This window comes from Sphaerothrix gracilis Ecp01 (genome assembly GCF_030405905.1).
GTDB lineage: Bacteria > Cyanobacteriota > Cyanobacteriia > Phormidesmidales > Phormidesmidaceae > Sphaerothrix > Sphaerothrix gracilis.
The window spans coordinates 22,221-38,284 of record NZ_JASATW010000026.1; the positions used below are offsets into that span (position 1 = coordinate 22,221).

Annotated in this window: 13 protein-coding genes; 7 read left to right on the plus strand and 6 right to left on the minus strand. The window is 55.9% G+C overall.

Going from position 1 to position 16,064, the window contains the following annotated elements:
* Position 1: 1 nt before the first annotated feature.
* Positions 2–1,189, plus strand: coding sequence for a family 10 glycosylhydrolase (locus QJQ48_RS22220; RefSeq protein WP_346293440.1), 1,188 nt, complete (start codon positions 2–4; stop codon positions 1,187–1,189).
* Between the two features lie 46 nt (positions 1,190–1,235).
* Here the strand turns inward: QJQ48_RS22220 and QJQ48_RS22225 are convergent, their stop codons facing one another.
* Entirely contained in the window at positions 1,236–3,377 is a 2,142-nt protein-coding gene (locus tag QJQ48_RS22225; protein WP_346293441.1) for a substrate-binding domain-containing protein, read from the minus strand.
* Positions 3,378–3,584: 207 nt separating this feature from the next.
* Here QJQ48_RS22225 and QJQ48_RS22230 point away from each other — a divergent pair, with 207 nt between their 5' ends.
* On the plus strand, positions 3,585–3,794 hold the full coding sequence (locus QJQ48_RS22230; protein ID WP_346293442.1) for a Nif11-like leader peptide family natural product precursor: 210 nt from the start codon (positions 3,585–3,587) through the stop codon (positions 3,792–3,794).
* Positions 3,795–3,826: 32 nt separating this feature from the next.
* Here QJQ48_RS22230 and QJQ48_RS22235 read toward each other — a convergent pair whose 3' ends face one another.
* Positions 3,827–4,495: a hypothetical protein gene (locus tag QJQ48_RS22235; RefSeq protein WP_346293443.1), complete on the minus strand. Its 669-nt coding sequence runs from the start codon at positions 4,493–4,495 to the stop codon at positions 3,827–3,829.
* A 175-nt stretch (positions 4,496–4,670) separates the two neighbouring features.
* On the opposite strand from QJQ48_RS22235, the gene QJQ48_RS22240 reads away from it, so the two are divergent.
* Genes QJQ48_RS22240 through QJQ48_RS22255 form a run of 4 tightly spaced genes read left to right on the plus strand, consistent with a single transcriptional unit; the run spans position 4,671 to position 10,574 of the window.
* Positions 4,671–6,152, plus strand: a complete 1,482-nt coding sequence (locus QJQ48_RS22240; protein ID WP_346293444.1) for a hypothetical protein — start codon at positions 4,671–4,673, stop codon at positions 6,150–6,152.
* Complete coding sequence (locus QJQ48_RS22245) at positions 6,149–7,471, plus strand: DUF1822 family protein (protein ID WP_346293445.1); 1,323 nt, start codon at positions 6,149–6,151, stop codon at positions 7,469–7,471. The genes QJQ48_RS22240 and QJQ48_RS22245 overlap by 4 nt, the downstream gene beginning before the upstream one ends.
* Positions 7,472–7,486: 15 nt before the next feature.
* Positions 7,487–9,880 (plus strand): CHASE2 domain-containing protein, encoded by a 2,394-nt coding sequence (locus tag QJQ48_RS22250; RefSeq protein WP_346293446.1) that lies wholly within the window; start codon positions 7,487–7,489, stop codon positions 9,878–9,880.
* 4 nt (positions 9,881–9,884) lie between these two features.
* Positions 9,885–10,574, plus strand: coding sequence for a hypothetical protein (locus QJQ48_RS22255; protein WP_346293447.1), 690 nt, complete (start codon positions 9,885–9,887; stop codon positions 10,572–10,574).
* Here the strand turns inward: QJQ48_RS22255 and gntK are convergent.
* Positions 10,546–12,093, minus strand: coding sequence for a gluconokinase (gene gntK / locus QJQ48_RS22260; RefSeq protein WP_346293448.1), 1,548 nt, complete (start codon positions 12,091–12,093; stop codon positions 10,546–10,548). The two genes, QJQ48_RS22255 and gntK, sit on opposite strands and share 29 nt — an antisense overlap.
* A gap of 190 nt (positions 12,094–12,283) precedes the next feature.
* Here gntK and QJQ48_RS22265 point away from each other — a divergent pair, with 190 nt between their 5' ends.
* Entirely contained in the window at positions 12,284–13,462 is a 1,179-nt protein-coding gene (locus QJQ48_RS22265; protein ID WP_346293449.1) for a tetratricopeptide repeat protein, read from the plus strand.
* A 6-nt stretch (positions 13,463–13,468) separates the two neighbouring features.
* Here the strand turns inward: QJQ48_RS22265 and leuC are convergent, their stop codons facing one another.
* The 3 genes from leuC to QJQ48_RS22280 form a co-directional block, all read right to left on the minus strand.
* Entirely contained in the window at positions 13,469–14,872 is a 1,404-nt protein-coding gene (leuC, locus tag QJQ48_RS22270) for a 3-isopropylmalate dehydratase large subunit (RefSeq protein WP_346293450.1), read from the minus strand.
* Positions 14,873–14,967: 95 nt separating this feature from the next.
* Positions 14,968–15,540 (minus strand): HD domain-containing protein, encoded by a 573-nt coding sequence (locus QJQ48_RS22275; protein WP_346293451.1) that lies wholly within the window; start codon positions 15,538–15,540, stop codon positions 14,968–14,970.
* A gap of 3 nt (positions 15,541–15,543) precedes the next feature.
* Complete coding sequence (locus tag QJQ48_RS22280; protein ID WP_346293452.1) at positions 15,544–15,990, minus strand: hypothetical protein; 447 nt, start codon at positions 15,988–15,990, stop codon at positions 15,544–15,546.
* Between the last annotated feature and the right edge of the window lie 74 nt (positions 15,991–16,064).

The following is a 16,064-nucleotide window of genomic DNA, read 5'->3' on the forward strand; positions in this document are numbered from 1 at the left end:
TATGCCCTCTCAAAAAGAAAACACCGGCTGCGGCTGTGGCAGCATTCCCTTTTCTGTCATCCTGCTGTTCTTGGGAGTTGGCTATTGGGGCTTTAAAAATTTGGATAGCTTCAACCTGAAGTCGCGACTGCCCGATGCCATCGTTCAGTATCTTCCCGGTGAGCAGCCACCGGCGACCGCTAGCGAGCAGCCTAAGCTGAATCAGCCAGTATCAGTCGTTTCTCCGCCCTCCCAGACAGTGGCTACACAGACACCCGCTGCCCCTGCGCCTCCGGCGACTCAGCCCCAGCCTTCAACGAACTGGCAGCAAAAGCAGATTAGGGGCATCTACTTCAGCCGCTATCAGGTGACTAATAATGCGGATGAAAAAACGATTCGTGAGCGGGTTCGGTACCTGCGATCGCAGGGCATCAACACCATCATTCACGGTGTCTGGGGCAACGGCTGCACCATGTATCGCAGCGAGGTTATGCAGCAAACTTTGGGACTACAAAGCTGTCCCAATCAGTTTCAGGAGCCTTGGCTAGACTGGCTGATTGATGAGGCGCACAAGCAGGGAATGCAGGTACACGCCTATTTTGAGAAAGGCATCAAGCTCGACGAAAACAGCCCAATTTTTGAGACTGCGATCGCCAAACGCTGGATTGTTCCTGGCGTAGATAAGACCTACCCTGAAGTTGATCACTATTTGCTAGACGTGGAGGTGCCAGCAGTTGCTAACCTCTTCAAGCAGATTCTGGTGGAGTTCGTGCAAAAGTATCCAGACATTGACGCGGTGCAGTGGGACGACTATCTGGGCTACCACGCGGATCTGCCGGGGAAGATCGATCGCACCGCCCAGCTTACCCAGTTTGTGCAGCAGATGAAAGCTGAGATGAAAGCGGCAAACCCAAACGTCAGCTTTGACATCTGCCATCACAACCCTTACTGGGGGAAGCAGTATTTTGCGGCTGATTGGCAAAACTGGAACGTTGATCGAGCCTTCATCCAAATCTACAACGACGATAATTTTGCCGCAGAGATGCAGTACGCTGAGAAATACGCGGGCGTGGCGATTACGGAAAAACAGCTACATCGCTTAGCAGCTCTGGTCAACAACCCCAAAATTGAGAGTATTTTAATCTTTCCTTCTACTGGCAAGCCCAAGGAAGCTGCGGCTTTGGTCTCTAACGCTGCTAGCCAGCTTTAGACCGGTGCGAGCTGACACGGGGCGCTACGCAGCCCCTCCAAGGTCGCTACTGCAGCAGCTCTGTGGGCTCTACCAGAGGAACCAATCCGGCTTCAGCCAAAAACCGCTGACCTTCCTCAGTTCTCAGCATTTCAGCAAATTTTTCACCAATGGGCGGGATGCTATTGTCCTGCAGATATATCACCGCCACCGGATAGGCCAGCGGATATTCACCGCTGCGAAACGCCTCTAGATCGGGGTAGTAGTTGCCTTTGCGATCGCAGAGGTCGGTGCGCGGCGTCACGGTTTCGCCATTGCGCAACACGAGGGGCTGCACTGCACTGCCATCTGCTGCCAGGGCCAGCGGATAGACGGAGCATTGCCCAAAAATCTGACTTAGGGGGCTAAAGCCAACGCTGCCCACCGCCCCGCCTTCAAAATCCTGAATGATGGTACGCAGCATTTCCAGCGTTGGCAACTGGGTGATTTTGTCGCGGGGGGCATTCATCCAGCCCAGTTTCAAAATCTTGCGGGCAAAGAGATCTAGGGCTTCTGGATTTTGCGGTACATAGAGACGTATGGGCAAATCCGCTCCGCCAATTTCTTGCCAGCTATAGAGCTGGCCTAAATAGATCTGCTGCACCTGCTCTAAGGTCAGATCGCCTTCTAGGGTGCGGGGCAGGCTTTGATTGCGCTCAGCGTAGGAGAAAGCAACAAATACCGCTAGGCCATCATAGGCAATCTTTTGGGCACCGAGGCCAATAGGCAAGTCCTGCACTAAGGGCACAACGGCAAAATTGACCTGACGGTTTTCCACAGCGGCGATCGCCGCTTCGATAGATTCCGCTGGGCGATAGACCAGACGCAGATTGGGATAAGACTCGGCCAGTTCTAGGTTCAGCGTTGACTGGCGGGGCTGAGACTGCTGATTTTGCTGAACAATGCCGCTCCAAGTCCCATCTTGGACGGCGGTATAGACAAAGATGCCTTCCGGGACGGCGCTAACTTCATTGAGGCAGCAAAGACTCGGATCTTCCTCATCGCTGAGGACAGGCGATCGCGGCCAGAATACCCAGGCGATTGTACCCAAAGCGGCGATCGCAGATAGGCCAATGAGCCAGAGCCACCAGCGCGATCGCCGGCGTTTTTCAGCTTCCAGTTCGGCTTCTGAAGCTTTAGCCAATGGCGGCGGTAAGCTGGGCTGAGGCAGCAGCAGTAACTCTTGTCGGGCTAGCTCAGCGGTTTCAAACGGGGGGCCAAAAGCGAGTAAGCGCCGCAAAAAATCTTCTAAAAAAACGTCTTTACGCGGCCAAGACTCATCCTCGCGGGGATCTAGCGCCGGAGGATTGCCGGTGAGGAGCTGTAGGCCAATCAGGCCGACGGCTTCTAAGTCCTGCGCTACCGTTTTGGGCAAATGCTCTACTGTCGGCGGATCAAACAGTCGCTCCCACAGGGCTAAATCGCATAAATAGAGAAATGGCTGGCCGCCGTGATTCACCCACAGCAGCGTATCGAGATCTAAGTTGCCGTGAACTAGCCCTAGCTGCACTCGACCTGAAGGCAGCATGTATTTCTGCTGGTGCAGAAATTCTAGGCTTTGCAAAATCTGATTGAGCCAGATTCGTACCTGCTCTGGCGGCACGGGGCCGCTCTCAGCCAAATACTGGCGGAGGGTAGGACTGCGATCGCGGCTATCGGTAACTAAGTAGCAGCGGTTGACGCTTTGCTCGTCAGCGATCGCCTCGATGGGAGCAATCAGCCGAAAATCCTGCTCTCGACCGTCAGCCAGATTCAGTCCGGCCAGATTCACAAAGTTTTTCTGCCGCTGCTGGGCTTCTTCATCATTAAACAAGCGGGAGGGCAATAGGTACTCTTTAACAATGACCGCTGCTTTGGAACTGACCTGCGTAGCGGTGAACAAATGTCCCATGCCCCGCGCCCCCAGCCACTGCTCCACGTGATAAGTGCCTTTGCGCCCCCGGACAGACTCGTCTAAAAGCTGCAGAATTTCGTCGCTAGGCGGCTCGACTTCGGCAACAACTTCTTCAGCAGCAGCTTCTTCTTTGGCTGGAAATAGCTCTGGGCGTAGTTCCTCTAAAAGACTCTGCAGCCAGGCATAGCGATATAAGAAATTGAACTGCGTTAGCCGAAAACGGTTCGGGTTACGCCGCAGATAGAAGCCGAGCAGGATCTTGGGAATATTTTTCATGGGCTGACGAAATCGAGCTTCCCCTGCTGTCGTTATAGCGGCGTTGGCGAGGGCTGGGCATTAGCCGCCAGTCTAGTATCGCGCCTGATTTGGCAATTTTGCCGACATTTATAGTTTCATTGCAGAAGCCGGACGCTGCTGGGTGGCAGTGGCTATGTTAGCCAGAGAAAGCGAGATTGTCTTTTTAGGATTTGGGAGTTGAGGCTAGTGGCAAAAGAAGCGGTAGCTCGTTTGTTTAGAGCGGCTCAGAACGATCCGATCCTGCGTCAGGATCTCAGCACGGCGGCTGACCTAGAGGCGTTTGTGAAAAAGGCCAACACCCTAGGCTATGAGTTTACGGTGGAAGAGTGGCGAGAGATGACCCGCTTTTCGGTAGAAGAGCTAGAAGGTGAACTCTCAGAGATTCCGGGACTTTAAGCTAGCAGTGTGTCAGCGATCGCCCCTGAGTCCTAGCGAAAATCGTAGGGATTGTGAGCTTCGGGGCGGCGGGGATAGAGGGCAGGCGGCGGCAAAAACTCTTGCTCGTAATAGCGATAGGGCGGTGGTGGCGGAGTCACCGGATACATCATCTGAGCCGAGCGCGACTGGCGGCGCTGCGACTGTGACATCATAATCAACAGTACGATTAGCACTACGCCACCGCCTAAAATCAGGGCCAACAGAAAGCCTGCCCCCAGCCAGAGCACCAGCGTCTGCGTCTCGCTACGCTCCACAACGGGCGAACGGCTCTGACTCAGACTGAGTTCCTGCAGAGATTGCTGATAGTCCTGTAGCTGAGCCAGCGTCGTGCGAGTCTCTTGCTGCTGGTTGTCTAACTTCTCTTCTAAAGTGCGGATCAACAGCTCTTGCTGCTGCAGCTGGCCTTCTAAATCGGAGGTGGTGTCCTGCTGGCTTTCTAGCTCCCGGCGAAGCTGGTCTTCAAGATTGCTGTTGGCGGTTTGCGGCAGCGGCGGCGGCGGTACCTGCAGGGGCGGTGCCATTGCCTCTTCCGGAAAAGCATTGCTTTGATTGGGAGCTAGCGGACTCGTTTCATCAACGCTAGCCCTGGCTAAGACAAGCAGCAACGCCGCCACGCCCGTTGTCGCGCATCCAGCTAAAAATGCCGTCGTGTCACTCATCCGATGTACTGGCCTTAGACAGTATTACTCTAATCTATTTACGCAATTCTCGCGCCAGGGATCTGACCCCTTTTTCAGAGAAAATCACAGTTTCATGTTGACTTTGCATAGGTCTGATGTCCTCAGCAGTAAAGTCAATTGCAGGTCGATAGAGTGCCAATACACAGATAGGCCCGTGAACATCACGCAAATGCACCAAACCTATGTAACCTGGGAAACAACCGCTATCAGCCCCCATTGGCTCTCTATGATTGCCCCCGCTGAGTTGTCTCCTCGCTATTGGCGTCTTGTGCGAATTGATGCCGCTAGCCGACCGCGCCTGTTACCCCTACCAACCGTTAAATCTTTTCTCAAGCAAATTTTAGCTGACCTGACCGGGCGTTCAGACAGCGCCCTGCAGCAGCGGCTGTGGGATCATTTTCAGCAGGACTCTGCGCTCCAGGCGGCGACGCTGCCGCTAGCAGAAGGGAGCTTGCGCTGTCTCATCTCGCATCAGACTCAGTTTGTCTGTCGCCAGCTAGAGAGCCAGTTTGGCCGAGGGCACAGCTTCAGCCGCTATGATTTGTTTCCCTATGTGCTAGACGAGGTCTATCCTTTAGAACCGCTCGGCAGTCTCCCAGAGGCGGCCTATCGCTCTTTGGCAACCAAAATTCTGCAGACCTACGACCCTAAGAAGGCGAGCCTCAACACCTGGGTCACCCGCCGCGTCCGGCACCACCGGGAGCTAAACCAGTTTTTACTGCAGCAGGGTGTCTATTTAATTAGCGACTGGGCCATTTTGAACGACACTGCGCCCAAGCAGCTACAGCGAATTTTTAGTGAATTTCATCGGCTGACACCGCAGGAGATTTTTCAAGCGGGCGAGCTACTGCAGGTCTACCACCAAGTCTATCGCCAAGACCGCTTGGCCCAGCGGCAGCAAGGGGGGGCCATTACCTGTGTACCTCCCACCACGGAACAGCTAAATCGCATGGCGCAGCGATTGCCTCAGCGGCTGCAGGCTCCGCCAGATGATCTGTTTGCCCAACTGCAGGCGATCGCTACCTATCTACGCCAGTACCGAATTCATGTGCGCAGCGGCGCGATCGCCGCCGCTTCTCTAGATCAGCCAGAATTGGGCGCAGTGGTGGAAGGTTTGCAGACCCAGCCGCCTAGCGAGGCGACCGATGAGCTGCAGGCGTTTCTACAGTTCTACCGGCAGCAGTTGATCAGCTGTTTGGATCAGGCGATTGCTGAGGTGATTGAGCAGTGGGTAGCCCAGCTTAGCCGCCGCAAGCATAAGTCGCCGGAGCCGTTTTTACGAGCGCTGAGCCTGTTTCACTGTCAGGGGCAGGCAATGGGAGATATTGCTCCCCAGGTGGGACTGACCCAGCAGTATCAGGTAAGCCGCTTGCTGAAGCTAAAGCAGCTCCGGGCAGATATCCGCCATCGGCTGCTGCAGCTTTTGAGCGATCGCATTCGAGCAAAAATTCAGACCTATCTAACCCCGGAGCGGCTAAAAGACCTAGATGAGAGCATTGCCGCCGCCTTAGCCGAACAGATCGATGCGCTACTGCAGGAGGCTGAGGCAGAGGCCGCCACCGCTAGCGATTTGCCCCGCAGTTGCTTAAGTGAACACCTCTGCCGCTACCTGGACACTCGGAGAAACCTATCATGATCGCCTATCCTGAAAACTTAGCTGATTCCCTAGAGCACGAAGCTATAGACCCCGCCGCCGTCGATCTCAGTGCCCCTGACCTAGCCGAGTCGGCCCAGTTCAGCCAGGCGATCCTGCAGCCCGATATGCAGTGGCAAAATTATCTCAATGGGCTAGCTGTCGCGGGCTTTGAGGGCTGGCTGGCAGAGCGATCGCCGGACTTACAGCTCGATCAGCAGCACAGCACCCTGCAGCAGCCCGCCTATGCTAACCTGCTGCCCGCAGTTTGTAACCTGCAGGTCGGCGGCTTCAAGCTGTGTCTGCTGACGGTGGGCAGTCTCTGGGATGAAGTAGTCAGCATTCCTAGTGCTGCAGTTGACTTAGCCCAGTTTGTGCCTCATCTCTACGTGCTAATTCAGGTAGAAGAAGAGGCGGGACAGGTGATGGTACAGGGCTGTTTGCGGCAGGATCAGCTAGCGCAGCGGCGGCAATTTCTAGAAGCCGCAGAGGACTGGACTTACTCGGTGCCGCTGGGCTGGTTTGATCTCAATGCTGATAACCTGCTGCTCTATCTGCGCTGCTTAGATGCAGCCGCGATCGCCTTGCCTACCCCTCGCTCAGAGCCGTCGCGGCTGCCCGAACTGCAGCAGCGCCTGCAGTCACTCCAGCCGCTGCTGCAGGCAGATACCGCGCCTCTCTGGCAGCGTTTACCCTGGTCCCTGGGGGCAGAGCTACTGCGGCAGCCTGCCTGGGTCAACTGGCTCTATCAGTTTCAGCAAGGGCAAAATCTGCCTTTGCCTGCCATCGCGGTTCAACCTGATATAGCTCAGGCGGCCATCAATGCTGGGCAGTGGTTGCGCAATCGGCTTGATCAGACAGCCGCTCACCTCTCCTGGCAGCTACTACCACCGCTGCGTCCCGCTACTGCTATGCGCTCAAGCGCAACTGAAATAGAATCCGTGCTGAGCGAGCTAGAGCGCAACGGGGTGCAGTTGGTTTCTCAGGCGCGGGGAGCATACCGGGATATTAGCTGGGAAAATGGCGTCCTGCGGCTGTATGCGATCGCTTGGGCTTTGCCTGCCGATACAGCCGAGTGGTCGCTGCTGGTGGTGCTAGGGCCGCAGCCGGGCGATCGCCTCTCGCCGGGAACGGCGCTGCGCATCCGCGATGCCGAGCAGCTTTTGGTAGAACATACGCTGCAGCCCGGCAGTGCGGACAGCTATCTCTACGGGCAGATCATTGGAACGCTAGATGAGCAGTTTTGGGTATCTATCGCTTTGCCCTCAGGCACCGTGATCGCTCTGCCGGCGATCGCCTTTATCCCAGACCATGAATCATAGCCGCTTTGTTTGGTCATGACAGTTGCAGGATTTTATCGCCTTAAAATTCAGCAAGTTGGACAAATTTGCCTGTTTGAGCTGAGCTGGGATCAGGGGCTGCAGCTACAGGCGGAACTGCCTGCGCCTCAATATGTCTTGGACTGCTACAGCCAATGGCAGCGTGCCTATCTCAATTTTTATCAGACCTTGCCGCTGCCCCAAACCGCACCGCCCGCCACCCATGCTTTGCGGGGCCGGGTACAGGCCAGCGGCAGCGTAGCGCGAGCTACTGACTGGCAGGCACAGCTCGTTGAGGCGGAAGCTAAGCTGATTTATGAATTCAACCGCTGGCTCAGAGATGCCGACCTGCATGAAATTCGCTCACAGCTGGCCCAGGCAGCCCAAAATCATCCCGATCGCGGCCTGAATTTGTTTCTCACCTGTACGCCGCTAGCCCTAGCGCGTCTGCCTTGGGAGGCGTGGGAAGTCAATGCTGAATTTGCTGGGGCAGGGGCGGTGCAGATTGTCCGATCGCCCGCCAATATTCGCCGCCCCACGGTCAAGCCCACTACGCTGCGATCGCGGCCTCGTATCCTGGTAATTTTGGGGGATGACACGGGCCTAGATTTTGAGGCAGATCGCACCGCGATCGCAGCGCTAGACAAGCTGGCCGAAGTGAAATTTATTGGCTGGCAGCCGCAGCAGTCGGTCGCGGAACTGAAGCAAGCTATCGTCACGGCGCTGACGGCGCCCCTGGGCTGGGACGTGCTGCTGTTTGCCGGACACAGCAATGAAACGGCGCTGACGGGAGGTGAGCTAGCGATCGCCCCCGGCAGCTCTATCCGGCTGCAGGAGATTGCGCCCATGCTGGCGATCGCCCAGCAGCATGGTCTCCAGTTTGCCCTGTTTAACTCCTGTAGCGGCTTGAATATCGCGGAGTCTCTGATTGACTTGGGCCTCAGTCAGGTGGCCGTCATGCGAGAACCCATTCACAATCAGGTCGCTCAGGTCTTTCTGCTCCAGTTTTTACAAGCGCTGGGCCAGCACCAAGATGTGCAGGCGGCGCTGCTGCAGGCCAATCGGCATCTGCGTGACAAAAATCTGATTTATCCGGCGGCTCACCTGGTGCCCTCGCTGTTTCGGCATCCTAGCTCGCGCCTATTTCAAATCCCGGATCAAAGCTGGCGGCAGCGGCTACAACCCTGGCTGCCCAAGCGCTATGAGGCAGTAGCCCTAGCAAGTTGTTTAGCACTCAGCACCCTAGTTCCGCTGCAAAACTGGCTGCTGCAGCAGCGCCTACGGACGCAGGCAGTTTACCGCAGTCTGACCCAGCAGATTCCCACTGTGTCGCCAGAGATTTTGCTTATTCAGGTGGACAATGAATCCTTGATCAAAGGAGGAATCGGCGATCCGCGACCGATGGATCGCAGCTATTTGGCTCAGCTAGTAGATCAGTCCGCGTCAGTAGGGGCTGAGGTGATCGGTATCGACTATATTCTCGATCGCCCTTTGCCAGAACAGGACATGCAGCTACAGACCGCTTTGCAACGTGCCTATGAGCAGTCTCAGTCGCGTTTGGTGTTGGCAACCTACCGCGATGATAATGGCGTTTGGCTCAGCACGCTGCCAGATTTAGCTGAAGCTGCCCCTGCTTGGGAAGGAGACATTGCCCTCTTTTTTCAAGGACAGCGGCCCAGCTTGCCCGCAGCCAGTGCCGCTCGTCCCTTGCCTTTTAGCTATCTGTTGGCTTTGGCCGCAGATATTACCGATATTACCAGCAGCGCTCCGGCCTATGCCGTTGAGTCACCTCTGCGATCGCCTCGGACCGCAATCGGACCTTTGACCGCGTTTTCATTTCACTACGGTCAGAGCTGGCTTTACCCCATCGTGGACTTTTCGCTGCCGCCTGAAACTATCTATCAAAAGCTGCCCGCCTGGGAATTTCTGGCGCGATCGCCCGCCGATCTGCGTCAGGAATTTTCGCCGCCGGTGCTGTTGATTATGCCAGGGGGCTATGGTGATGCGGGCGTCAATGCCTTCAGCGCTGACAACTATTCCCTGACGCCAGCCCTGCGCTACTGGCAGCGGCAGACCGACGCAGAAGCCTTAAACACCATTGTTCCCGGGGGGGAACTGCACGCTTACCAGTTTCATCATTTCCGGCATCGCCACTGGGTCGTGCCCCTGCCCGATCTCTGGCTGGTGGCGCTAGCGGCGCTGCTGGCTAAGAGCCTAGCGCTGAGTGTCTCAGCGCCAGCTTCGCAACGCGGGCGATCCCTGGGGCTACTCACAGGCGCGATCGCCTTGTATGGCCTCGTGAGCCTCCAGGTTTATGTCTCTGGCTTAGTTTTGATTCCCTGGTGCTTGCCCAGTGCCTTGCTGCTGGCCTATTTAGTTCCCCCCTTATTTTCAGATAAGTCTCATAGTTGAACCCATGCTTAATCTAGCCGTCATCCCCGCTTATTTTGCTGCTCGCCCTGTACAGTGGTTATCACTAGGGCTATTAGCGCTTACCGGTCCTCTAGTTCAGGTAGCCCAAGCTCAAGGCGAGCCGCCCTTTCCCCGGTCTCCCGGTGGTTCGCGCGGCGATGTCTGCCCGCTAGCACCGCTGGCGGTGCCCCGCTCGGCTCTGACGCTTTGGAGCGATCGCCCCCTGTTTATCTGGCAGGGATCGCTGAGCCGCCTGCAGATTGTGGCCGCCGAGACAGATGAAGTGCTCTGGCAGGCTGATCCGGAGGCTGGTACCACCCAGATACAGTACGGAGCAGAAATGCCGCTGCAGCCTGGACAGGAGTATATTTGGAAAATCTACGGCGGGCCGTTTGCGGTTGAGCAACTACGGATTCCTTTCCGGATTATGGCTCTAGAGCGTCAGGCGGTGATTGCAGATGAGCTAAGGGTACTCAATACCCAACTGGCTCTAGAGCAGGCCGATCTGGAGGCGCAAGTGCTGAGACAGGTGACTTACTTCGCCGATCAGTACCTCTGGGCCGATGCCCTCCAGGTGGCGGCTACTGCCCCGGCTGGCACCGAAGCCGCTGAGAGCTATCTGCAGGCGGCGATCGCCCAAACCTGTGGCTCCGAAGATCCGGAAGCTATGACTGCTCCAGATCAGCCTGAATAGCCGCGATCGCGGCATATTCTGCTTTGAAGCGCTGCAGCAGGTGTTGATAAAGCGGCAGTATCTGGCGATACTTGCGGACATTTTCGGGAATGGGCTGGTGTCGGTGGGTTTCGCCAATCATGTCGGCTACGCCCTCAAGGCTAGAGATAATCCCTAGGGCGTACAGACCCAGCACGGCTGCGCCAAAGCAGGAACTTTCATAGGTTTCTGGAATGACCACCGTTCGGTCAAACACGTCAGCCAGTATCTGCCGCCAAACGGTGGAGCGGGCAAAGCCGCCCGTGGCCTGGATGCTCTTAGCGGGGCCAATGATTTCCTGCAGCGCTGCTAACACCATATAAAGGTTATAGACAATGCCCTCTAGCACCGCCCGCGTCAGGTGAGCCTTGGTGTGGTGCAGCGCCAGGCCAAAGAAGCTGCCCCGGGCATTGGCGTCCCATAGGGGCGATCGCTCGCCAGCTAGATAGGGATGGAAAATGAGACCCGCCGCGCCGGGCGGGACTGTATCTGCGATCGCTGTCAACAGGCTGTAGGGATCTCGTTTGAGCAGGCGGGCCGTGTCGCAGGTGTTATCTACTAGGTGATCGCGTGCCCAGCGCAGGATCAAGCCGCCGCTGTTAGCGGCGCCGCCAATGACCCAATGCTGTTCGGTCAGGACATAACAAAAGAGACGCTCTTGGGCGTCCGTTTGAGGGTGGTCAACCGTTGCCCGCACCGCGCCGCTAGTGCCAACTGTGACAGCAACGACACCAGGCGCGATTGCATTGATGCCTAAATTTGCCAGTACGCCATCGCTGGCCCCGACTACAACAGGTAAGTTAGTCGGTAATCCCAGCAGCTCCGTAATCTCATCTGGTAGGGGCGGTAAAACGTGGGTTGTCGGTACGAGCTGAGAAAGGCGATCGCGCGAAATCCCAGCTATCGCTAGCGCTTCGCTATCCCAGTCCAAGGACTGCATATTGAACAGCCCAGTAGCGTTGGCGACGGCATAGTCCACTACATATTGCTCAAACCAGTGATACAGCACGTACTCTTTGATGGAGATAAATTTAGCGGCCTGGTTGAAGAGTTGGGGCTGCTCATGCCGCAGCCAAGCCAGCTTGACCAGCGGCAGCATAGGATGAAGGGGCGTTCCTGTCCGCTGATAGAGCATATGAGCATTGCAGCTCTGGCGCACTTTGTCGGCCCAGGCCGCGCTACGGCGATCGGCCCAAGTAATGCTGTGGGTGAGAGGCTGTCCCTGAGCGTCTACGGCAATAAGGCTGTGCATTGCCGCACTAAAAGAAAGGGCAACCAGTCCACTTAGACACCTTGGGTTATTGGCAACAATGGCTTGAACCCCTTGCACAACAGCTCTCAGAATCTCATAGGGATCTTGCTCTTGAACTTCCGGTGTAGGCGAAAGGAGGGGATATTCAACTGTCTGCTGAGCAATAGGCCGACCCTGGGCAGAAAAGAGCATCACCTTGGTACTGGTTGTGCCGATGTCGATGCCGATGATGTAGGTTTCTGCTGTCATGCCTTCACTTTAAAGCAGATGGGATATAGGCGATAAAGACTGCGCTGCCAGTTTTGGATTTTGGGGTCGTTGACGCCTAGATTGGGCAATTATTGCTTTTTTGAACAAACTACAAAAATTGCGTAAAAAACTGCATAACTCTTTGAGCTGGAGAAGTAGATGCTTATAAGTCAAGACAGGAGATGTCGCTATGTGCCCCCAGGCTTTGCTCCAGTGCTTCGTTGCCGCTCCCATGCCCCTACTAGCCGTTTGCCTATACCGGGAAATGATTTTGGGTCAGATTCAGCCTGAGCTCAATATTGAAGCTGAGCAGCTTGACAGGTTGTTTGCTCAAAGCTGGCGATATTTCGATCAAGGCGACTTGGCCGCAGCCTTAGATACGTTTCAAACTCTGCTTGCTTGGCACCTACATCTCAACTGTCTCCACGGCCTAGAAGCTACGCTCAATTGTATTTATTTTGTTGGGCAGGAAATGGCCATTCAAAGCGATCGCCAAGCCCCCCAACCAGAGACTGAAGCGGCTGATGCCGCTCTAGAGAACAGCGACTCCTACCAGCAGGCCATGCAGCTAGCCACCCTAGCCGGACTGCACCGACAGTCGGGCAAGCTATCTGAGGCGATCGCCTGCTATCAGCAAGCCGTCAAGGCTTTTCGGCTGGCCGGAGATACGCATAAGGTGGGGCTAATGCTCAACAATTTGGGCGCTATCTATGCGCGCATCGGCCAGCATGAGCGCACCCAAAGCCTTTGCCTGACAGCGGTAAGCATTTTGGCTGATAGCGACGACCGGGCTAGCTATGCGACGGCTCTGCACAATCTAGGGGTTGCTTACTATCAGCTCGGCAACTATCACCAAGCGCTGAAGTATTTAGAGCAGGCTCTAACTTTAAGGGGACAGCTCAACGATCAGGCCGGGGAAGCTTCGACCCTGAGCTATATGGGTAAAACCTACCGACATCTGCGGCTGTTCATGTATGCCCTGAGCTGCTATGAAGCTGCCCTTGATCTATGCCGCACGCCGACGGCTAGCGTCCTGGCGCAGCAGCAGCGGGGCATGATTTTAGGCCACTTGGCTGCTCTCAGCCAGCAAACCGGCCATCCTCAGCTAGCGATTAGCTATTACGAGCAGGCACTGACAGTCTTCACCGCTATTGAAGACGAGAAAGGCGCTGGCCGTATCTTTAGCCAGCTAGGCAAACTCTATGAATATCTGGGCAAGACCACCGCTGCCCTAGACTGCTATCAGCAGGCTTTGGCTAAACTGCGTGACATGGGCGATCGCCTGGGGGAAATCGCCACCCTTGACCAGATTGAAGGACTTTATCAGCAGGTGAATCCCTGCAGCCTGATGGCTGACTTTGTCGTTTAGACAGGGTTAAACCAGCTCTCGCACGTCTGAGACGCAGCCATTGACTGCCGCCGAAACGACCATTGCCGGACTCATGAGCAAGGTTCTTCCCGCCGAAGAACCTTGACGGCCTTTAAAGTTACGGTTAGAGGAAGAGGCACTGATTTGGCGACCCTGCAGCTTATCAGGGTTCATCGCTAAACACATCGAACAGCCCGGTTCGCGCCACTCAAAACCAGCCGCCAAAAAGACCTGGTCTAGCCCTTCCGACTCGGCCTGCTGCTTCACCCGCTCTGAACCCGGTACGACAAAAGCCTTGATCCCTTTGGCTACGTGCCGCCCCTGGGCAAATTTGGCCGCTTCCCGCAGGTCGCTAATTCGCCCGTTAGTGCAGCTCCCGACAAAGCAGACATCTACGGGCGTACCTTTGATCGGCTGGCCGGGCTGCAGATCCATATAGCGGTAGGCTTCTTCTGCGATCGGGCGCTCATCCTGGGCTAGTTCCGCTAGCGTCGGTACCGACTCATCCACGGCGATGCCCTGCCCCGGCGTAATGCCCCAGGTAATAGTGGGGGCAATCTCAGCCGCGTCAAAAACGACCACGTCGTCATATTCGGCGTCGGCGTCACTGTGCAGACTGCGCCACCAGTCCACTGCCTGATCCCAGTCTTGACCTTTAGGCGCAAAGTCGCGGCCTTCTAGGTAGGCAAAAGTGGTGTCGTCAGGGTTGACGTAGCCGCAGCGGGCACCGCCTTCAATCGCCATATTGCAGACGGTCATCCGCTCTTCCATCGACATTTTTTCAAAGACCGTACCCGCGTATTCGTAGGCGTAGCCGACGCCGCCTTTCACCCCCAGCTTGCGAATAATGTGCAGTACCACGTCCTTGGCGTAAACCCCAGGGCGCAGCTCGCCGTTGACCTCCACCCGCCGCACCTTGAGCTTAGCCAAGGCTAGGGTCTGAGAGGCGAGAATGTCGCGCACCTGGCTGGTACCAATGCCAAACGCGATCGCCCCAAAAGCGCCGTGGGTTGAAGTATGGCTGTCGCCGCAGGCAATCGTCATGCCTGGCTGAGTCAGCCCTTGTTCGGGGGCAATCACATGCACGATGCCCTGATTCCCAGAACCGACGTTGTAAAACGTAATTTGGTTTTCCTGGCTGTTGCGCTCCAGGGCCACCATCATTTCTTCCGCCAGCGCATCGGCAAAGGGACGGGCCTGATTTTCTGTTGGCACAATGTGATCGACGGTAGCCACGGTGCGTTCTGGAAACAGCACCTTTAGCCCTCGCTCCCGCAGCATGGCAAAGGCTTGAGGGCTGGTCACTTCATGAATCAAATGTAGGCCAATAAATAGCTGAGTTTGCCCAGAGGGAAGCTGAGCGACGGTATGCAAGTCCCAAACCTTGTCGAAGAGAGTGCCTTTGCTCATAGTGAAATGGTGAGAGCGGTAACCTGTGCTACTTTGCAAATTTTAATTGTAGCCCAAAGGTTTATGCCCGTATGGGCTAAATCAAACCGTGCGCTCTATTTCATCTGCTGCCTGCCCCGTTCATACCAGTGATCGAATAGTTGTTCTAGTGGGAGGTGAGTTCCTCGTAGCTGATCGACCACCTGTTTAGCCCAGTCAAAGTAAGCAAGCTGGCGATCGCGCGACCAGTCCGGCGGTGGTGAGGTGGCCAAGTCTCGAATGTTGGCAATTTTGTCGGCCAGTTTGACCAGCTTGCCGCGATCGCTAATAGCGGCGGCGTGATCGATCTGCTGCTGTTTGCGGACAGCCTTGGGCAAAGATTTGTCGTCAGTCACTTCAGCCACGGTCTGCCGGACGAGGGGGCCAAACAGCTGCTCAATTTCGCTCAGCGTCGTCTCTGTGTCTTCAACCGTATCGTGTAGCAAAGCCGCTACAATCACGACTGGATCAAAGATCTGCGCCTGACACCATAGCAGCTGGGCTAAGGCCAGCGGGTGGTTGATGTAGGGCGTTTGCTCAGGATCTTTGCGGCGCTGATCCCGGTGCCTGCGAGCCGCAAACTCAGCGGCCTGCAAAATAGACGAAACTGTCTGAGCCGACAGAGCTGGGGTATCTGGCTGATCGAGCACTGCCTATGGCCCCTGAACATTACGGGATTCACCAGACTTGAAGAGGTCAAAAATTTGCTGACAGCACTGCTTAAGCTGCTGTCCTGTCGCGGCCTCTGGGCAATTGTCGCCGACAAACTCCCATCGCTCAACCGTAGACAAAGCCCACTGCTTGCCCTGATGTCCGAAGCCAGCCACGTCAATGCCAATCACCTGATGACTGGCCTCTACTGGATCTTGATAAAAGCGAATCTGCACCAGCAGGCTACGGCACTTGAACAAACGACTCACCCCTGGAAAATGAAATCCCAAATCAATCGAGTCGGGATCGACCCAGGCTTGAGTGTCCTGGTCGGTGGTCCAAGGCTGCAAGTCTGCCCTCAGATCAGGAAAATGGGCTTTAAAGATACGAACTGCCGTGGCAATTTTGCTGGCAAATTCAACACTAGTGGCTTGTTCGGCTGCGTTCACGCGCTATCGTCTCTAGCATTCAACAGTTATGATAAAACAGTCCCCAGAGGCGGGCCGTTAACTAGATAACCTAC

Bases quoted from the DNA above. Each gene is read 5' to 3' on its own strand.
- leuC (WP_346293450.1), bottom strand. From the start codon at position 14,872: ATGAGCAAAGGCACTCTCTTCGACAAGGTTTGGGACTTGCATACCGTC.
- QJQ48_RS22250 (WP_346293446.1), top strand. From the start codon at position 7,487: ATGACAGTTGCAGGATTTTATCGCCTTAAAATTCAGCAAGTTGGACAA.
- QJQ48_RS22265 (WP_346293449.1), top strand. From the start codon at position 12,284: ATGTGCCCCCAGGCTTTGCTCCAGTGCTTCGTTGCCGCTCCCATGCCC.
- QJQ48_RS22255 (WP_346293447.1), top strand. From the start codon at position 9,885: ATGCTTAATCTAGCCGTCATCCCCGCTTATTTTGCTGCTCGCCCTGTA.
- QJQ48_RS22235 (WP_346293443.1), bottom strand. From the start codon at position 4,495: ATGAGTGACACGACGGCATTTTTAGCTGGATGCGCGACAACGGGCGTG.
- gntK (WP_346293448.1), bottom strand. From the start codon at position 12,093: ATGACAGCAGAAACCTACATCATCGGCATCGACATCGGCACAACCAGT.
- QJQ48_RS22245 (WP_346293445.1), top strand. From the start codon at position 6,149: ATGATCGCCTATCCTGAAAACTTAGCTGATTCCCTAGAGCACGAAGCT.
- QJQ48_RS22220 (WP_346293440.1), top strand. From the start codon at position 2: ATGCCCTCTCAAAAAGAAAACACCGGCTGCGGCTGTGGCAGCATTCCC.
- QJQ48_RS22225 (WP_346293441.1), bottom strand. From the start codon at position 3,377: ATGAAAAATATTCCCAAGATCCTGCTCGGCTTCTATCTGCGGCGTAAC.